This window comes from Microcystis aeruginosa NIES-4325 (assembly GCF_008974145.1).
GTDB lineage: Bacteria > Cyanobacteriota > Cyanobacteriia > Cyanobacteriales > Microcystaceae > Microcystis > Microcystis aeruginosa_G.
This window is the reverse complement of record NZ_BJKP01000002.1, coordinates 176,360-192,503: the sequence shown is the minus strand read 5'-3', so window position 1 is coordinate 192,503 and position 16,144 is coordinate 176,360. Positions and strand designations below refer to the sequence as shown.

Here is a 16,144-nt window from a genome sequence, read left to right as displayed (position 1 = left end):
AATCAATTCTCTCAGCACTCTGTAGTATTTTATTCTTTCTTCTCGGTTTCTTTCTCTATAACGAAGTTCCTTCTTTTTTCTGGTAACTTTCATTTTTTTTAAGGCATAGCAAATGGCACTTGGTCTCACTCCAAACTTCTCGGCTCTGTCTCTTAATCTTGCATCTGGATTTTCTTGGACATCTTTTGACAGTGCTTTCCAGTCCAGCTTTCTCTGACGGTGTTTTACCTTTGTTGCTTCCAGTTTTTCGCTACTTAGCCATCTATATATTGTGGCTCTTCCTATATTAAATATGGCGGATGCTTTGGTTATGCTTCCTCCATTCTCTACATAATCAATTACTTTTTTTCTCAAGTCTAGGCTATAGGACATTTTTCTGTATGGGTTGCTTGTTTTTCCTTATTTTAACCTATTTTTTACTTGTATCATACTTATTTGAAATGACTATAATTTTGCTTAGGTACTTATCAAGTAAAAAGTTCCCCGTTGCGGTGTTGCCTACTTGCTATTGAATAAAGAACGAATTGCCTGATGTTTAGGGTGATCAAATTCTGGGGGAACCTTGCGGGTATCGGTAATCAACCAATCCAAGGCTGCCGCTTCCACATCGATCGCCGCGCCGGTTTTATCAACACAATAGCGCCCAAAGACCAACTTATCCACCAAACGGGCCCCTGGGCCAAGGCGAGAATATTCAAAAATAACGCTATTATCCACGGTTGCGCCGCCACAAATCCAACAATTTGGGCCAATCATACTCGGACCGACAATTTTCGCCCCGTCTTCAATGCGCGTCATTGCCCCGATATACACAGGTCCGGTGATATCGACTTTATCCCAGTTTACCCCCACATTTAAGCCCGTGTAGATGCCCGGTTTAACTTCGATGCCGGGGATAGCAACATTTTTAATTTTCCTGGACAACACCCCGCGAATTGCCTGCCAGTAGTCGGGGACTTTACCGATATCCACCCATTCAAAATCCATGTTTAAAGCGTAGAAAGGCGCACCTTTAGCGACTAATTGGGGGAATAACTCGCCCCCGATGTCGTATTTACTATTAGGGGGAATAAAATCGATGATTTCTGGTTCAAAAATATAAATACCCGTGTTGATGCAGGTACTTAAAGCCTCATCGATGGCGGGTTTTTCTTGGAAACTGAGAATCCTTCCCTCCTCGTCGCTAACTACCACCCCATAACTGGATACTTCCTCTCTGGGGACGGTTTTGGTGACAATAGTGGCGATCGCTCCCTTTTCGCGATGCCATTTAACGGCTGCGGTTAGATCGAGATCGATCAGGGCATCACCACAGAGAACTACAAAAGTATCGTCAAAAAAGGGATTAAAATCTTGAATTCGCCGTAAACCGCCCGCCGATCCGAGGGCATCACCGATTAACGCGCCCTCTTCGATTCTACCCTCGAAAGAATAGCCGATATGCACCCCAAAACGCTGACCATCGCGGAAATAACTCTCAATTTCTTCGGCTAAATGACTGACATTCACCATGATCTGATCAAAGCCATGCTGTCGCAACAGTTCCAACAAAAACTCCATCACCGGCTTTTGTAAAATCGGGATCAGGGGTTTGGGAATCGTATGGGTAATCGGACGGACACGAGTTCCTTTGCCTGCCGCCAGAATCATGGCTTTCATCGATATTTATTTCCTTTTGCGATCGAGGTTTGTAGTTAAATCATGCCTAGTGTATCATTACTAGCTCGGAATCAGTGGTTATCGATCCTCTTGAGCATTAGATCAACCTAGACTCCCTGACTAATTTTTCCAACAGTCGGCTCTCTTAGGCTTGCTGGGTAAAATGTATTCTAAGATACAGTCCTGCGGGCGGTCGCGTGGAAGGAACCACTCCAGACACAGAGGACACAAAGATCGATCACTACTATATAAGTTAAACTGATCACACAAAGAATAAGAGAGCCAAATGGTGAGCCAAAATTTGACTACTTGAGATAGTAAAAAGCGATTTCTTTCTCCTTGAGAGGGGCAAAATCGGCGGCTAACAACAGCTGATTTAATTCCTCTTGGGGGATATGTTTAGCCCCGATGCGGACAATTCGCGATCTCATCGTGTTAGATACTCCGCTTCTTTGTCGTCCTGCTTCCAAACCCATTACCCGGTGATAAAGTTCCAATTTTGCCGGGGGAATTGGGGAACCATCAAAATCAATGCCATTAGCGATCGCCAGATCAATGGCATCAGCGCCCGTAGTTGTGGTTAAATTAGTTTCGGTGGACATAAAGACAATATAAAAGATCGTTGCTATTTTATCAGGCGATCGATATCCGTCGCTATGATTAGGAAAGTAATCTTCATTTCTGTGTAACTATGGCTCAATTGCCGACTTATCAACCAAAACAGTTATCCCTAGGCCCCCTAGAAGCGGAAATTCTCAATATTGTCTGGGAATTGGAAACCGTTAGCGTTAAGGATGTTCACGATCGCATTTTAGCGGATCCAGAAAGGGATCTGGCCTATACTTCTGTGACTACGGTACTGCGTCGTTTAACTAATAAAGGCTGGTTAAGTTGTTATAAACAGGGTCGAATTTTCTACTGGAAACCGATGGTTTCTAAGGAACAAGCACAGGCAATTAAAGCCTACGAACAATTACATCGTTTTTTGGCTATTGGTAATGCGGATGTGGTGGCTTCTTTTGCCGATAGTCTCGATACTGCTAGTGTCGAACAATTAAAAGCGATCGCCTCTCGTTTAGATACCCTGCGTCAACAACGGAGAGAACGCTAATGCACAGTTTAATGTTATTACTAGCATTAACTATCGCCATTGGTTTACGTTGGTTTCTGCCCAGCTATCAGCGTCGTTGGCAGACAACGCTATTTTTCTTCCTCTTTCCTCCTTTGCTGCTGTTAATGACAGTTATATCGGTGATTTGTATGGGCTATGACGGGCAAATGTTAGGCTATAACTCCAGTTTAATAAGTTATTTTAGCGCTATAATTTGGCTAGTTTTTGCTCTATTTTGTCTGATCAAACTTTCCTATCAAACTTGGCAAACCCATCGAGATTTTAGCAGTTATCCCCTCAAAAAAATCACCGCTCAGAGGGCGAGAGTTTTAGCAGTGGATTTTCCCTACAGTGCCAGAGTTGGCTTCTGGAAGTCGGAATTAATTGTAACCCAAGGATTATTAAATCTCTTAGATCAAGAACATTTACAAGCAGTTTTAGCCCACGAACAAGCTCACCAAGAATATCATGACACCTTCTGGTTTTTCTGGTTAGGTTGGCTGCGATCGATGTCTTCTTGGCTGCCCAACAGTGAGAATTTATGGTCAGAATTGGTCTTCTTGCGGGAATTACGCGCCGATAAGTACGCCTCCAGACAAGTGGATTATTTACTATTAGCCGAATCGCTGCTTTTAGTAGCAGAAAAAGTTAATCAAGTAGCGGAAATAAATTTCTCCGATAGTTGCTGTGTCGCTCTCAATGATAATTCCTTAAATAATCGTTTATTGGAGAGAATTGAGGCTTTAGTCGAGTCAGGAAACCCCGAACTTCCCAGATTTAACTATCAAGTCTGGCTATTACTTTCCCTCTCCCTTGCTCCTTTCTTACTTTTGCCTTTACACTCCTAAAAATGACCCTAGAAGTTGGACAAAAAGCCCCCGAATTTGCCACCCCCAACCAAAGAGGCGAAATTAGCAAATTAGCAGATTTTGCCGGTCAGTGGTTGGTATTATATTTTTATCCCAAAGATAACACACTGGGCTGCACCGCAGAAGCGATCGACTTTACCGCTTTGTCGCCGCAATTTCAGCAGTTAAATGCGGTAATTTTGGGAGTTAGTCCCGATTCAGCCAAGTCCCACTGTCGTTTTATTGAAAAACACAATTTAACTATTCAATTATTGAGCGATACCGAACATCAACTGGCGGAAATTTATCAAGTCTGGGGATTAAAAAAATTTATGGGTAAGGAATATATGGGGATTAAACGCTCCACTTTCCTGATCGATCCCCAGGGAAATATTGCTTATATTTGGTCAAATGTCAAGGTAAAAGCCCATGCAGAAGCAGTTTTGAAAAAACTTGAGGAATTGCAGTAGCAAGCCCCTAGAAGTTGATTTTTTCTGGGTACTGATTGCGCCCTTTCGTGTTATACTGGAAAAGTTGTCAAAAATCGCACATCTAGGCGATCGGGTGTTTCTAGAAATCTAGAAATCCAGCCCTAGATGGAGGATCAACCCGAAAAGGAGAAAAATATGCCCGTTGTCTCTCTCGCAGAATTGCTAGAGTCGGGGGTTCACTTCGGCCATCAAACCCGCCGTTGGAACCCGAAGATGTCTCAGTACATCTACACTGCCCGGAATGGTGTTCATATCATTGATTTGGTGCAAACCGCCCAATTAATCGAAGAAGCTTACGAATTTGTACGAGGAGAAGCCGATCGCGGTAAACGCTTTTTATTCATCGGTACGAAGCGGCAAGCGGCGGGAATCATTAAACAGGAAGCTTTACGCAGCGGCAGCCACTTCGTTAACCAACGCTGGTTAGGGGGAATGTTAACCAACTGGGAAACCATTCGCGGCCGGGTAGAAAGACTCAAAGAATTAGAAGAATTAGAAAACAGCGGCGCCCTCGATAAACGACCGAAAAAAGAAGCATCGGTACTGCGTCGGGAATTGGGCAAACTAGAAAAATACCTCGGGGGCATTAAAACCATGCGCCGGCTGCCAGATTTAGTCATCGTAGTGGATCAGCGTCGGGAATACAACGCTATCCAAGAATGCCAAAAATTGGGCATTCCCATCATCTCCCTGTTGGATACTAACTGCGATCCTGACTTAGTAGATGTGCCGATTCCCGCCAACGATGACGCAATTCGCTCAGTTAAACTGATTTTAGGCAAAATTAGCGATGCGATCATCGAAGGTCGTCGCGGTGGTCAAGCAGCGGTGGAAGAATACGAGGATGAATACGAGGATGAAACCGAGTACGAGGAAGAAGGTGATTATTCCCAATACGCCGCCGAATTTGCCAGTGGAGACGACGATAACTAGGGAAAATTAGCTATCGATCGCCGCTAGGTTCGGGGGAAAACTTTCCGGACCTAGGGAGCGGCAAAACCTGCCCCTCTCGTGGCATGATCAATTATAAGCAGTAGGTTAAGAATTTTATGGCAGAAATTACAGCACAACAGGTTAAAGAACTTAGGGAAAAGACGGGCGCCGGCATGATGGATTGCAAGAGGGCGCTGACGGAAAACGCGGGGGATATAACTAAGGCGATCGAATGGTTGCGTCAAAAAGGGATTACTTCCGCCGAGAAAAAAGCCAGTCGGGTAGCGGCAGAAGGGATGATCGGCAGTTACATCCACACCGGCAGCCGCATCGGTGTTTTAGTGGAAGTGAACTGTGAAACCGATTTTGTGGCCCGTCGCGAGGAGTTCAAAAAATTGGTTAATGACGTGGCGATGCAGATTGCCGCTTGTCCTAACGTCGAATATGTGAAAGTGGCCGATATTCCCGCCGAAATCTCCGCCAAAGAAAAAGAAATTGAGATGGGACGGGACGATTTAGCCAATAAACCCGATAATATCAAAGAAAAAATCGTAGCTGGCCGCATTGAAAAACGTTTGAAAGAACTTTCTCTGCTCGATCAACCCTTTATCCGCGATCAGAACATCAGTGTGGAGGAGTTGATCAAACAAGCGATCGCCGCTTTAGGAGAAAATATTCAGGTGCGTCGTTTCCAACGCTTTGTACTAGGTGAAGGGATCGAGAAAGAAGAAACAGATTTCGCCGCCGAAGTAGCCGCCCAAATGGGACAAAAACCGCCGGAACCCGTGGCAGCGGCCCCGCAAGTGGAGGAAAAAGCCCCGGAACCAGCAGCGAAGGATAATCCGCCCGCTAAAGGCAAAAAGAAAAAGTAAGTTAAATTAAGATCAATCTGGTGGGGTGCGAGTTTCGTACCCTTTTTGTCTTCAGGGGAGTGGGGGGGGTCTGATTTATCAGTAAACAGTTAAAAGAAAAAAGAAAGTGGCAACCCAAGCAGATTCCTTGACTGGATTGTTTGGGAACAAAATCCCATTCTTTAGCTACTTATTAAAAACTTTGTAAATAAGATTATCTTATTTGCACTGGTGGTCTCTAGAGGTTGTCGAACGGAAAAAAATGCAGATTCAGGACAAAAGCACCGAAATAGCCGCTAAAACAGCGAAAGCGATCGAACTTTCTCAAAATTATTTACTTTCTACCCAATACCCTGACGGTTACTGGTGGGCAGAATTAGAATCTAATGTCACCATCACCTCAGAAGCAATTTTACTGCACAAAATCTGGAAAACTGACAAAAATCGCCCCCTAGACAAAGCAGCCACCTATATACGTCAGCAACAGTGTCCTAACGGCGCTTGGGAGTTATTTTATGGGGATGGTGGCGATCTTAGCACCACTGTGGAAGCCTACATGGGGCTGCGACTATTGGGAATTCCCGCTCATGATCCTGCTTTAGAAAAAGCTAGAGAATTTATCTTAGCTAAAGGTGGCATCAGTAAAACCCGCATTTTCACCAAAATGCACCTCGCTTTGATTGGTTGTTATGATTGGCAGGGGGTTCCCTCTATCCCCGCTTGGATCATGCTACTGCCGGAAAATTTCCCTTTTACTATCTATGAAATGTCCAGTTGGGCGCGGGGAAGTACGGTTCCTTTATTAATTGTTTTCGACAAAAAACCCGTGTATAAAATGGGTTTTAATCTCGATGAACTCTATACAGAAGGGGTGAATAATGTCAAGTATGAGTTACCAAAAAGTAACAATTGGTCAGATGTTTTTCTCTGGTTAGATGGGCTGTTTAAATGGGCAGAAAAAACTAATTTAGTTCCCTTACGTCAAGAAAGTCTGAAAGCGGCGGAAAAATGGGTAATTGAACGACAGGAAGACACGGGGGATTGGGGGGGGATTATCCCGGCGATGTTAAATTCCCTGTTAGCTTTAAAAGCCCTAGGTTATGATGTTGACGATCCGATAGTTGCCCGCGGTTTAAAAGCGGTGGATAATTTTGCCATTGAGACGGATAATACCTATTGTGTGCAGCCCTGTGTGTCGCCAGTTTGGGATACGGCTTGGGTAATTCGATCGCTAATTGAATCCGGGCTAAATCCTGCTCATCCAGCTATGATCAAAGCAGGACAATGGTTAATCGATAAACAAATTCTTGATTATGGCGATTGGGCGATTAAAAATAAAATCGGAACCCCTGGGGGTTGGGCTTTTGAATTTGACAATCGCTGGTATCCCGATTTAGATGATTCGGCAGTGGTGGTGATGGCTTTAGAGTTAATTAAAATGCCCGATGAAAATATTAAAAAAGGTGTGATGAAACGGGCAGTTAATTGGATGGCGACTATGCAGTGTAAAGCTGGTGGTTGGGGGGCTTTTGACATCGATAACGATCAAAACTGGCTTAATTCTTTGCCCTATGCCGATCTAAAAGCAATGATCGATACTAATACGGCTGATGTTACTGCCAGAGTTCTAGAAATGTTAGGCACTTGTGATGTTAACATGGAGGAAAATCGAGTAAAAAAAGCTTTAGATTATCTGGAAAAAGAACAGGAAGCTGATGGTAGTTGGTTTGGTCGTTGGGGTGTAAATTATATTTATGGAACCAGTGGGGCGTTATCTGCTTTGGCTTTTCTGGAACCGAATAAATATCGCCAGCAATTGCAAAAAGGAGCCAATTGGTTAAGCAGTTGTCAAAATGTTGATGGTGGTTGGGGTGAAACCTGTTTTAGTTACAATAACCCTAAATTTAAAGGACAGGGAAATAGTACCGCTTCCCAAACCGCTTGGGCATTAATCGGTTTATTAGCCGTCGGGAAAGTCACCGGCAATTATCAGCGGGAAGTGATTGAAAAGGGCGTTAATTATCTTCTTGTTACCCAAAAAGAAAATGGTATATGGGATGAAGATTACTTCACTGGTACAGGTTTTCCCTGTCATTTTTACCTGAAATATCACTTCTATCAGCAGTATTTTCCTCTACTGGCTTTGGGGCGTTATCGGGCTTTAATTTAGTCTGTTAACCTATGCGTTAAGACAGGAAATAAGCCTAACTGTCTAGCGCATTTTTTGTGACTAACTAGGAAAAAATAAATCAGGATATATATTTAAAAAATTGGCTGGTTTTTGAATATAAATAGTAGTTAAATCTTGTTGACCATCAAGAATGTCATCCAGGGTTGACTTACTTTCAAACATAGATAGCAAATCTTGCTTTTCTAGGCTTCTTTCCTCTAATATGAATTTCCACAATTCAATTCCATAAATATCATACTAAATCTGGTTATTAAAAACTGATTATTTATTCGTCCTTTTGCCTGTCCTGATATCTAGCCTATGCTCAACGGATTTAGTATAAGATACAGTTGAAATGCAGTACAGCTTATTCACCAATTGTCACTCGTAACTGAGACTGGGGTTGATTTTTTTAAGCATTATTTCCCTTCTCACCTCTAAGATCCGAAAATAAACAGAGACGACCCAAACCCAAAATTACTGGTGAGAAGTTTTCCTGACTGGGGGCTTCTAGATGGCAGCTGGCAAATTCTTGCTGTATTTCTGTTAGGAAATAAGGCCAAATAGTTAAGAAAAAATTACCGCTAAAAATTATTCGATCAATATCCTCAAGACTTTTTTGCTGTTTTTCTAACAAATCATTAACTTTTTGTCTTAAATTATCTAGATATGGTAGAATTACATTATTGTTTAAATCGGTGCGACTGACCGTCCAAGTATGACCGGCTAGAGAGGAGGTAAATTCGTTTTCCTCTTGAAGGATTAATTTGGTTAATCTAGCGGCTGTCAGTAAAGATTTTTTTAAGGGATTAGGATCGGTGAGATGGGGGGGGGAAAGGGGCAAAAAAGAACGCCAGAGAGGATAAATTAACTGAGAGAGTATTGCCCGTTCATAGGTGTTTTCCCCGTAGTTAAAATGGCTCAGAGTGATCGCTTGACGGGATAAAGAGCGGGTTGGCGGCGGTACTTCCAGCAGTGCTAAAGTGGTAGTCTCCCGTTTCCCTTCGATCACCAGTAGGGTTTGGGGTTGGGGTTGGTCGCTAGTAGGAATATAGGCCAGAGCAGTAGCGATCGCTGTTTCCAGACTAGAGAGGCGATCTGGGTTTATTAGTTGCGCTCTGAGAAGGGCTTTTTTCAGGTCATCCGTGCAGGTTTCCCCGTCATCGCTGATAATAATAGCTTCTAATCGCTCTAGGGCTTCCCAGAGCCAAGAATCGGTGCTAAAATCCCGATTAGATAGCCAACTAATTAGATATTCGTCCACCTGAGGGCAGGGTAAGCGATCGCTTGTCCCCGTTGCCAGACTCCAAGAAAGAGGATAAAAATCGATCAATCCTTGGCTTTCCCGAAAAAAGACAACTTTTACCCCCTCTGGTTGCACCTCCATTCCCAGAGACCAACGGGCAACTTCAGGGGTTCGATCGGGGGATAATAAGGGAGAAAGCAGTGCTTTGGCCGATTCTAAATGTTGACGAGTAGCGATAATTGTCTCGAAAGTAACTTCTTGCGGGTTAACTAGAGACGAAATCACCCCGCAAAGAATCCGATCGATCTCGGTCAGTAGGGAGGAAAAATCCTGTTTATTGGTCACTAGATAACTAAAAATACCCACAACTGTCTATTGTAGAATCACCTACTTAAAAAGAACAAAATTTAAATATTAAACCATGGCAGAAAAACGCTATCCTGCGGAAAAATCAGCAGAGATTCAAAAATTATTGGATACAGCCAGTTTACTGGTCGGTTTACCCCCTGAAACCATCGATAAAGTTACTTCTCATGCTGTCACCCGCACTCATCCCGCTAATCGGGCGATTTTATTAGAAAATGATTGGGGGGGGTCAGTTTACTTTATTCTCGATGGTTGGGTGAAAATTCGTACTTACAATACGGATGGCAAAGAAGTCACCCTAAATATCGTCGGTAAAGGGGAAATAGTCGGAGAAATGGCCGCTTTAGAAGAATCTGCCCGCTCCACTGATGCTATCACCTTAACCACGGCCACAATTAGCAGTATTCCCGCCCAAGATTTTATTAATCTGCTCAAATCGGAACCTTTAGCGGGAATTCGTCTTTCTCAGTTAATGGCCAAGCGTTTGCGTCAACTTAACCGGCGTTTACGTTTGCGCGAGGCCGATAGTCTCTCCAGAGTCGCCGATACTTTACTCTTTTTAGCCGAAGGTCAAGGAGAAAAAAGCGGTCAGGGTGCGATAATTCCTAATTTACCTCACCGGGAGTTGAGTAGTATTAGTGGACTGGCCCGGGAAACCGTGACCCGATCCTTGAGCAAATTGGAGAAAAAAGGCCTGATTCAACGACAGCAGCAATCTCTCTGTATTCCCGATCTGGCCGCTTTAGAACAAGCGATCACCTAAATTCAGTCATCAGTTATCATACTAAATCTGGTTATTAAAGACTGATTATCTATTCCTGCTTTTGCCTGTTGCATGAGTGCCTATCTTCGCTAGGAAATTTATTTTGCACGACTACTTATGACTGAAAGATTAACCGGTTTTGGCGTGGTGCTGGTGACAACGGCCAGCGAAACGGAAGCGGAACACCTAGCGATCGCATTACTTAACGATCGCCTAGCCGCTTGTGTCAGTATTTACCCGATTCGTTCCATTTATCGTTGGCAGGGACAGATTGAAAACGAGCGGGAATGGCAATTAACGATTAAAGCCGATTTAAAGCAGTTTGAGCAGTTATCGGCGAAAATACAGGAACTTCATACCTATGCCGTCCCGGAAATCATCGCTTTACCGATTGTGGCGGGTTCTCAGACCTATTTAGACTGGTTAGCCTCCCATACCGGTGGGGTGTCAGAATAGACCAATCGGCAACTTGAGCGAAAAAAATCTATATAATTCTTAATAAACTATCTCAGGAAGCGCAAAAAGTTTTAATCTAGATGCTGATTAAATTTTTAAACATCTGGTTTTAAGACCGATCGCCTCCACGATTGGAGAACTCAGCACATCGTCAAGGGAGATAGTTAAAATCCAATGAGTCTTAAGGCAAGCGGTGGCAGCTCCTTAGCGCGTCCCCAACTCTATCAAACCGTCCCGGTATCTGCCATTACCCAGGCAGAACAACAAGACCGCTTTCTCGATAAACCCGAACTCAATGAACTGATCGCCTACTTCCAATCGGGGAGCAAGCGCTTAGATATTGCCCAAACGCTCACCCGGAACTCCGATCTGATCGTCTCACGGGCAGCTAACCGGATTTTTACCGGTGGTTCACCCATGGCCTACCTAGAAAAACCCCCCGTGGAAGAATTGGCCCTGGTGGGTGCGGGTAAAGTGATCAACGTCCAGGAAGGGATGAAATTAGGAACCGTTACCTACGCTGAAAGCGGGTCTGGTGGCGGTGGTGGCTTCCTCGGTGGCTTAAAGGGGATTTTCGCCTCTAGCGGCCCGATTCCCCCTGGATTCCGACCGATTAACGTCTCTCGTTACGGTCCGAGCAATATGCAGAAGTCCCTGCGGGATTTATCCTGGTTCCTGCGTTACATTACCTATGCGATCGTGGCTGGTGACACCAGTATCCTGATCGTTAATACCCGCGGTTTAAGGGAAGTTCTCGAAAATGCCTGTTCTATTGATGCCACCATTGTGGCCCTACAGGAAATGCGGGCCGCTTCGATCGAGTATTTCCAAAGAGACAAGGATGCGGCCACTTTAATCAGTGACTATTTCAATATCCTACTAGGGGAATTAAAAGCCCCCACTCCCGCAAACAAACTGCGTCAGCGTCCCAGTAGTGACCAACAGGGTTTAAGTCTTCCCCAAAGCTACTACAATGGTGCCGAAAAACGACAAAAGTTTGTGATGAAAACTGGTTTATCGGAGTCGGAAAAATCTTCGATTATTAAGGCAGCCTACAGACAAATTTTTGAACGGGACATCACCCGCGCCTATAGTCAGTCCATTTCTGACCTGGAATCGAAGGTGAAAAACGGCGACATCTCGATGAAAGAATTTGTCCGTCGTCTGGGTAAATCGCCTCTCTATCGTAAACAGTTCTTTGAACCTTTTATCAATAGTCGCGCCCTAGAATTGGCTTTCCGTCATTTCCTCGGTCGCGGTCCTTCCTCCCGGGAAGAAGTGCAGAAATACTTCTCGATCGTCTCTAGCGGCGGTTTAGGGGCGTTAATCGATGCTTTAGTCGATTCTCAGGAGTATTCCGACTATTTCGGCGAAGAAACCGTTCCCTATCTCCGGGGTTTGGGTGCAGAAGCCCAGGAATGTCGTAACTGGGGGATGCAGATCGACCTGTTTAACTACAGCGCACCTTTCCGCAAAGTTCCCCAATTTATCACCACCTTTGCTAAATACGATCGCCCCTTACCGGATCAGCACGTTTACGGTTCCGGAAATGACCCCCTAGAAATCCAATTTGGGGCAATTTTCCCGAAAGAAACCCGCGAACCTAGTTCTAGTCCCGCTCCCTTCGGTAAAGATAGCAAACGTATCCTCATCCACCGCGGACCGGCCACTAATAACCAAAATAGCAACCCCGGCGCCCGAGGTGAATTTCCTGGTACTTTGGGACCGAAAGTTTTCCGTCTCAATAACGAGTTACCCGGTTCTAGCAATGGGCTAAGCGTTAAATTTGGCGAAAGTTCCACCCAAAGAGTGATTTTAGCGGCTTATCGTCAGGTTTTCGGTCGAATGCCCTACGAAGGTCAGCGTTTATCCGTGGCCGAGATTAAGTTAGAAAATGGCGATATTACTCTACGCGAGTTTATCAAAACCCTAGCTAAATCCGAGGCTTTCCGGAAAATCTACTGGACTCCTCTCTATGTGGTGAAAGCGATCGAATATATTCACCGTCGTCTGCTCGGTCGTCCCACTTACGGTCGTCAGGAAATGAATCAATACTTCGATCTTTGCTCGAAAAAAGGCTTCTATGCTTTAATTGATGCCATTATCGACAGTCCTGAATATACGGAAGCTTTTGGCGAAGATACGGTTCCCTACGAGCGCTATCTAACTCCCCAAGGGATGCAGTTACGGATGGTGCGTTTGGGTAATCTCCGCGAAGATATCGGCCAAAGAGTTGATAAAGAGGAAACCCCGCGCTTTATTGAATTGGGTACACCTTCGGTCTCGATTCGCACTGAACCCGATATTCAATCCCGTGTCGGTCAAGGTGTCACGGTTCAACGGGAACAAACTAAGGTCTTTAAACTGTTGACTAATCTGGATAAAGTTGCCGTACAAAATACTGTTCGTGCTGCCTATCGTCAGATTTTTGAACGGGATCTCGAACCCTATATCATCAATGCCGAATTTACCGCTTTAGAGAGTAAATTAAGCAATGCTGAGATCACGGTGAAAGAGTTTATTGAGGGTTTAGGTGGTTCGGATCTTTACCTGAAAGAATTCTATGCTCCCTATCCGAATACGAAAGTAATTGAATTGGGAACCAAGCACTTCTTAGGTCGCGCTCCCTTGAATCAAAAAGAAATCCAGAAATATAACCAAATTCTGGCAACTCAGGGATTAAAAGCCTTTATTGGTGCCATGGTTAATAGCATGGAATACCTACAATTGTTTGGTGAAGATACGGTTCCCTATCGTCGTTTCCCAACTCTACCGGCCGCTAATTTCCCCAATACGGAACGCTTATACAATAAGCTGACTAAACAGGATAGTGAACTGGTTGTTCCCAGTTTTAAACCGGTAGTTAAGGTCGGTGGTTAGTTAGTCCTTGAAGTTAGTTAATTTAGCTCGTGTTTAACACGAGCTTTTTTTTGTTTATACTAAATCCTGTTATTAAAGACTGATTATCTATTCCCTCTTTTGCATGAGTGCATGAGTAGAAAACGGGTTTCTCGGAGAAACCCGTTTTCTGTGCGTTACTCAACGGATTTAGTATTAGTATCCCAAAGCTAACCCATCGGACTGAGGTTCGCAATTTGCCGGATAATTTGACCCTTGCCAAAATGGGTGGAATCTGCGATCGCTACCTGATGGACTCTGGGGGTTAATCCGGGCAGTAATTCAGGGGATGCACCCCTTTCTAAAAGTACGCTATTTCTCCGTAAAAATCGCCATCTAGGGGCATCAAGGGCGGTTCGAGGATTGAAATGATGGTCAACCATGTTTACCGCCATTTGTCGGGGGCTTTAGGGGTGCATCGGCGCACCCATCACTCCCATGGGGCCAAAAGTGCCATTATCCCAACGGAGAAAACTGGGGATAATCAGATGAAAAGGGCGTTTAGCGGGGGTAATGGGGTTAGGATGACCGAATTCGAGGGTAAAACCACTAGCAAGGTTAGGCCGGGCGATTCCCGTCTGGGGGACTAAAATAGCAATGGCAAAACCATCAAAATTGTATTGAATCAAAGATACCAGAAAATCTCGATCGCTTGTGGCCAGATAGACGGTTCCCTTCTGGGGTTTTTGGTAGAATTAATGGTGCGAACAAGTGTATTAATCGAGAATTTCTCACCTTCCCCGATGGAAGTTGGAAGCATTAAGTCTCGGTGACTTCTAAACTGCCCACAATTGTCCGAAAGCTTTCTAATCCAGCTTCGAGGTTTTCCATAATCTCCAAAGCCAGCACATCAGGGTCAGGCAGGTTGTCAAGGTCGGTTAAACTTTTATCTTTGAGCCAAAATATATCGAGGCTGGTTTTATCCCGGGCGATAATCTCATTATAGGTGAATTTTCGCCAGCGTCCTTCGGGATTCTGTTCTGAATAGGTTTCGCTGCGTTGATGACGATTGTGGGGATGATAGCAGGTGATGAAGTCCTGTAAATCGGCGGGTTTTAAGGGGTTTTTCTTGAGGGTAAAGTGAATATTGGTGCGGAAGTCATAAAACCAGATGGCTTTTGTCCAAGGGTCTTTGGCGGCGGGTTTATTATCAAAAAAGATGACGTTGGCTTTCACTCCCTGTTTATAAAATACGCCGGTGGGTAATCTGAGGATAGTATGCAGGTCGGTGGTTAATAATAGTTGTTTGCGGACGGTTTCTCCGGCGCCACCCTCAAAAAGGACGTTATCGGGGACAACGACGGCAGCTTGTCCTGTGCTTTTGAGCATGGAACGAATATGCTGGACGAAGTTGAGTTGTTTATTAGAAGTGGTTGCCCAAAAATCCTGACGATTATAGGTTAAGTCTTCTTGGTCCTGTTCCCCGTCTTCATTGGTAAAAGTCAGGCTGCTTTTTTTGCCGAAAGGGGGATTAGCAAGGACATAATCGACGCTAAGGGGAGAAGGAGCAATCAGGGCATCGGTGGAGGCGATAAAGCATTGCTCATCGTTAATATCGCCGATATTATGCAGAAACATATTCATCAATGCCAGGCGTCTTGTATTGGCGACGATTTCATTACCGTGAAAGGTGCTTTTTTTGAGAAATTCTTTCTGTTCTCGGTCTAAGGGATAATTTTTGACCAAAAAGTTATAGGCTGCCAGAAAAAAGCCGCCGGTTCCACAGGCAGGGTCAGCAATAGTTGCCGTGGGTTGGGGACGTAAGCATTCTACCATGGCCCAAATCAAGGGCCGGGGGGTGAAGTATTGGCCGGCGCCGCTTTTGGTATCTTCGGCGTTCTTTTCCAGAAGTCCTTCGTATATGTCGCCTTTGACATCCGTTTCCATCATCACCCAGTTTTCTTCATCTATCATGGTGATGATTTTGAGCAGTTTGGCAGGGTCTTGGATTTTGTTTTGAGCTTTGGTGAAGATTTGCCCTAATAAGCCTTTTTTTTGCCCTAATTCGCGTAATATGCCGAGGTAATGTGCTTCGAGGTCGGCCCCTCGTTTGCTGCGCAGACTTTGCCAGTCGTATGCAAAGGGGATGCCGATTTTGCGATTATAGGGCGGTTTGGCGTATTCATCAGCCATTTTCAGGAATAGGAGGTAGGTGAGTTGTTCAAGGTAGTCCCCATAACTGACCCCATCATCCCGCAGGGTGTTACAAAAACTCCAAACTTTTGACACAATTGAGGCGGTATTCATAACTATAATTTGTTTAATTTTTTGATGGATTATGATTAGATTCGGCTGCTAGTATCAGAATTTTTGATGATTCTATCATTTTATTCATTCTCTGTACTGTGATTT

Annotated in this window: 17 protein-coding genes and 1 pseudogene; 9 read left to right on the top strand and 9 right to left on the bottom strand. The window is 44.4% G+C overall.

The window, feature by feature from the left end; all coding sequences use genetic code 11:
* From MiAbW_RS02085 to MiAbW_RS02075, 3 genes are all read right to left on the bottom strand, one after another.
* The coding region (locus tag MiAbW_RS02085; RefSeq protein WP_151694717.1) for an IS630 transposase-related protein at positions 1–372 on the bottom strand (372 nt) is incomplete at its 3' end.
* Positions 373–498: 126 nt separating this feature from the next.
* The gene (locus MiAbW_RS02080; RefSeq protein WP_151694716.1) at positions 499–1,659 is read right to left on the bottom strand and encodes a sugar phosphate nucleotidyltransferase; all 1,161 of its coding nucleotides are present in this window, start codon (positions 1,657–1,659) and stop codon (positions 499–501) included.
* Between the two features lie 305 nt (positions 1,660–1,964).
* A complete protein-coding gene (locus tag MiAbW_RS02075; RefSeq protein WP_002741653.1) occupies positions 1,965–2,261 on the bottom strand; it encodes a small RNA NsiR4-regulated ssr1528 family protein in 297 nt (98 codons plus the stop codon).
* 89 nt (positions 2,262–2,350) lie between these two features.
* On the opposite strand from MiAbW_RS02075, the gene MiAbW_RS02070 reads away from it, so the two are divergent.
* From MiAbW_RS02070 to shc, 6 genes are all read left to right on the top strand, one after another.
* On the top strand, positions 2,351–2,770 hold the full coding sequence (locus MiAbW_RS02070; RefSeq protein ID WP_151694715.1) for a BlaI/MecI/CopY family transcriptional regulator: 420 nt from the start codon (positions 2,351–2,353) through the stop codon (positions 2,768–2,770).
* Positions 2,770–3,618: a M56 family metallopeptidase gene (locus MiAbW_RS02065; RefSeq protein WP_151694714.1), complete on the top strand. Its 849-nt coding sequence runs from the start codon at positions 2,770–2,772 to the stop codon at positions 3,616–3,618. The genes MiAbW_RS02070 and MiAbW_RS02065 overlap by 1 nt, the downstream gene beginning before the upstream one ends.
* A gap of 2 nt (positions 3,619–3,620) precedes the next feature.
* Positions 3,621–4,088: a thioredoxin-dependent thiol peroxidase gene (bcp, locus tag MiAbW_RS02060; RefSeq protein ID WP_151694713.1), complete on the top strand. Its 468-nt coding sequence runs from the start codon at positions 3,621–3,623 to the stop codon at positions 4,086–4,088.
* Positions 4,089–4,244: 156 nt separating this feature from the next.
* On the top strand, positions 4,245–5,042 hold the full coding sequence (gene rpsB, locus MiAbW_RS02055; protein WP_151694712.1) for a 30S ribosomal protein S2: 798 nt from the start codon (positions 4,245–4,247) through the stop codon (positions 5,040–5,042).
* Between the two features lie 116 nt (positions 5,043–5,158).
* Entirely contained in the window at positions 5,159–5,914 is a 756-nt protein-coding gene (gene tsf, locus MiAbW_RS02050) for a translation elongation factor Ts (protein WP_151694711.1), read from the top strand.
* Between the two features lie 241 nt (positions 5,915–6,155).
* Positions 6,156–8,063: a squalene--hopene cyclase gene (gene shc, locus MiAbW_RS02045; protein WP_151694710.1), complete on the top strand. Its 1,908-nt coding sequence runs from the start codon at positions 6,156–6,158 to the stop codon at positions 8,061–8,063.
* 60 nt (positions 8,064–8,123) lie between these two features.
* Here the strand turns inward: shc and MiAbW_RS20525 are convergent.
* Positions 8,124–8,318, bottom strand: a pseudogene (locus MiAbW_RS20525) (helix-turn-helix domain-containing protein); the annotation flags it as partial.
* Between the two features lie 157 nt (positions 8,319–8,475).
* A complete protein-coding gene (locus MiAbW_RS02035) occupies positions 8,476–9,675 on the bottom strand; it encodes a hypothetical protein (RefSeq protein WP_151694709.1) in 1,200 nt (399 codons plus the stop codon).
* Between the two features lie 55 nt (positions 9,676–9,730).
* On the opposite strand from MiAbW_RS02035, the gene MiAbW_RS02030 reads away from it, so the two are divergent.
* The 3 genes from MiAbW_RS02030 (at position 9,731) to MiAbW_RS02020 (ending at position 13,774) form a co-directional block, all read left to right on the top strand.
* Positions 9,731–10,438: a Crp/Fnr family transcriptional regulator gene (locus MiAbW_RS02030; protein WP_151694708.1), complete on the top strand. Its 708-nt coding sequence runs from the start codon at positions 9,731–9,733 to the stop codon at positions 10,436–10,438.
* 117 nt (positions 10,439–10,555) lie between these two features.
* The gene (cutA, locus tag MiAbW_RS02025) at positions 10,556–10,894 is read left to right on the top strand and encodes a divalent-cation tolerance protein CutA (protein WP_151694707.1); all 339 of its coding nucleotides are present in this window, start codon (positions 10,556–10,558) and stop codon (positions 10,892–10,894) included.
* A 174-nt stretch (positions 10,895–11,068) separates the two neighbouring features.
* Positions 11,069–13,774 carry a phycobilisome rod-core linker polypeptide gene (locus MiAbW_RS02020; RefSeq protein ID WP_151694706.1) on the top strand — a complete coding sequence of 902 codons (2,706 nt, stop codon included), beginning with the start codon at positions 11,069–11,071 and terminating at the stop codon, positions 13,772–13,774.
* Positions 13,775–13,962: 188 nt separating this feature from the next.
* Here MiAbW_RS02020 and MiAbW_RS02015 read toward each other — a convergent pair whose 3' ends face one another.
* From MiAbW_RS02015 to MiAbW_RS02005, 4 genes are read right to left on the bottom strand one after another with little or no spacing between them, the layout of a single operon-like run.
* A complete protein-coding gene (locus MiAbW_RS02015) occupies positions 13,963–14,175 on the bottom strand; it encodes a gamma-glutamyltransferase (protein ID WP_172967332.1) in 213 nt (70 codons plus the stop codon).
* 24 nt (positions 14,176–14,199) lie between these two features.
* Positions 14,200–14,430 (bottom strand): gamma-glutamyltransferase, encoded by a 231-nt coding sequence (locus MiAbW_RS02010; RefSeq protein ID WP_308477945.1) that lies wholly within the window; start codon positions 14,428–14,430, stop codon positions 14,200–14,202.
* Complete coding sequence (locus tag MiAbW_RS20395; protein ID WP_274596515.1) at positions 14,418–14,552, bottom strand: hypothetical protein; 135 nt, start codon at positions 14,550–14,552, stop codon at positions 14,418–14,420. Before MiAbW_RS20395 ends, MiAbW_RS02010 begins: the two co-directional genes overlap by 13 nt.
* Positions 14,552–16,039 (bottom strand): class I SAM-dependent DNA methyltransferase, encoded by a 1,488-nt coding sequence (locus tag MiAbW_RS02005; RefSeq protein ID WP_151694703.1) that lies wholly within the window; start codon positions 16,037–16,039, stop codon positions 14,552–14,554. Before MiAbW_RS02005 ends, MiAbW_RS20395 begins: the two co-directional genes overlap by 1 nt.
* Positions 16,040–16,144: the final 105 nt, after the last annotated feature.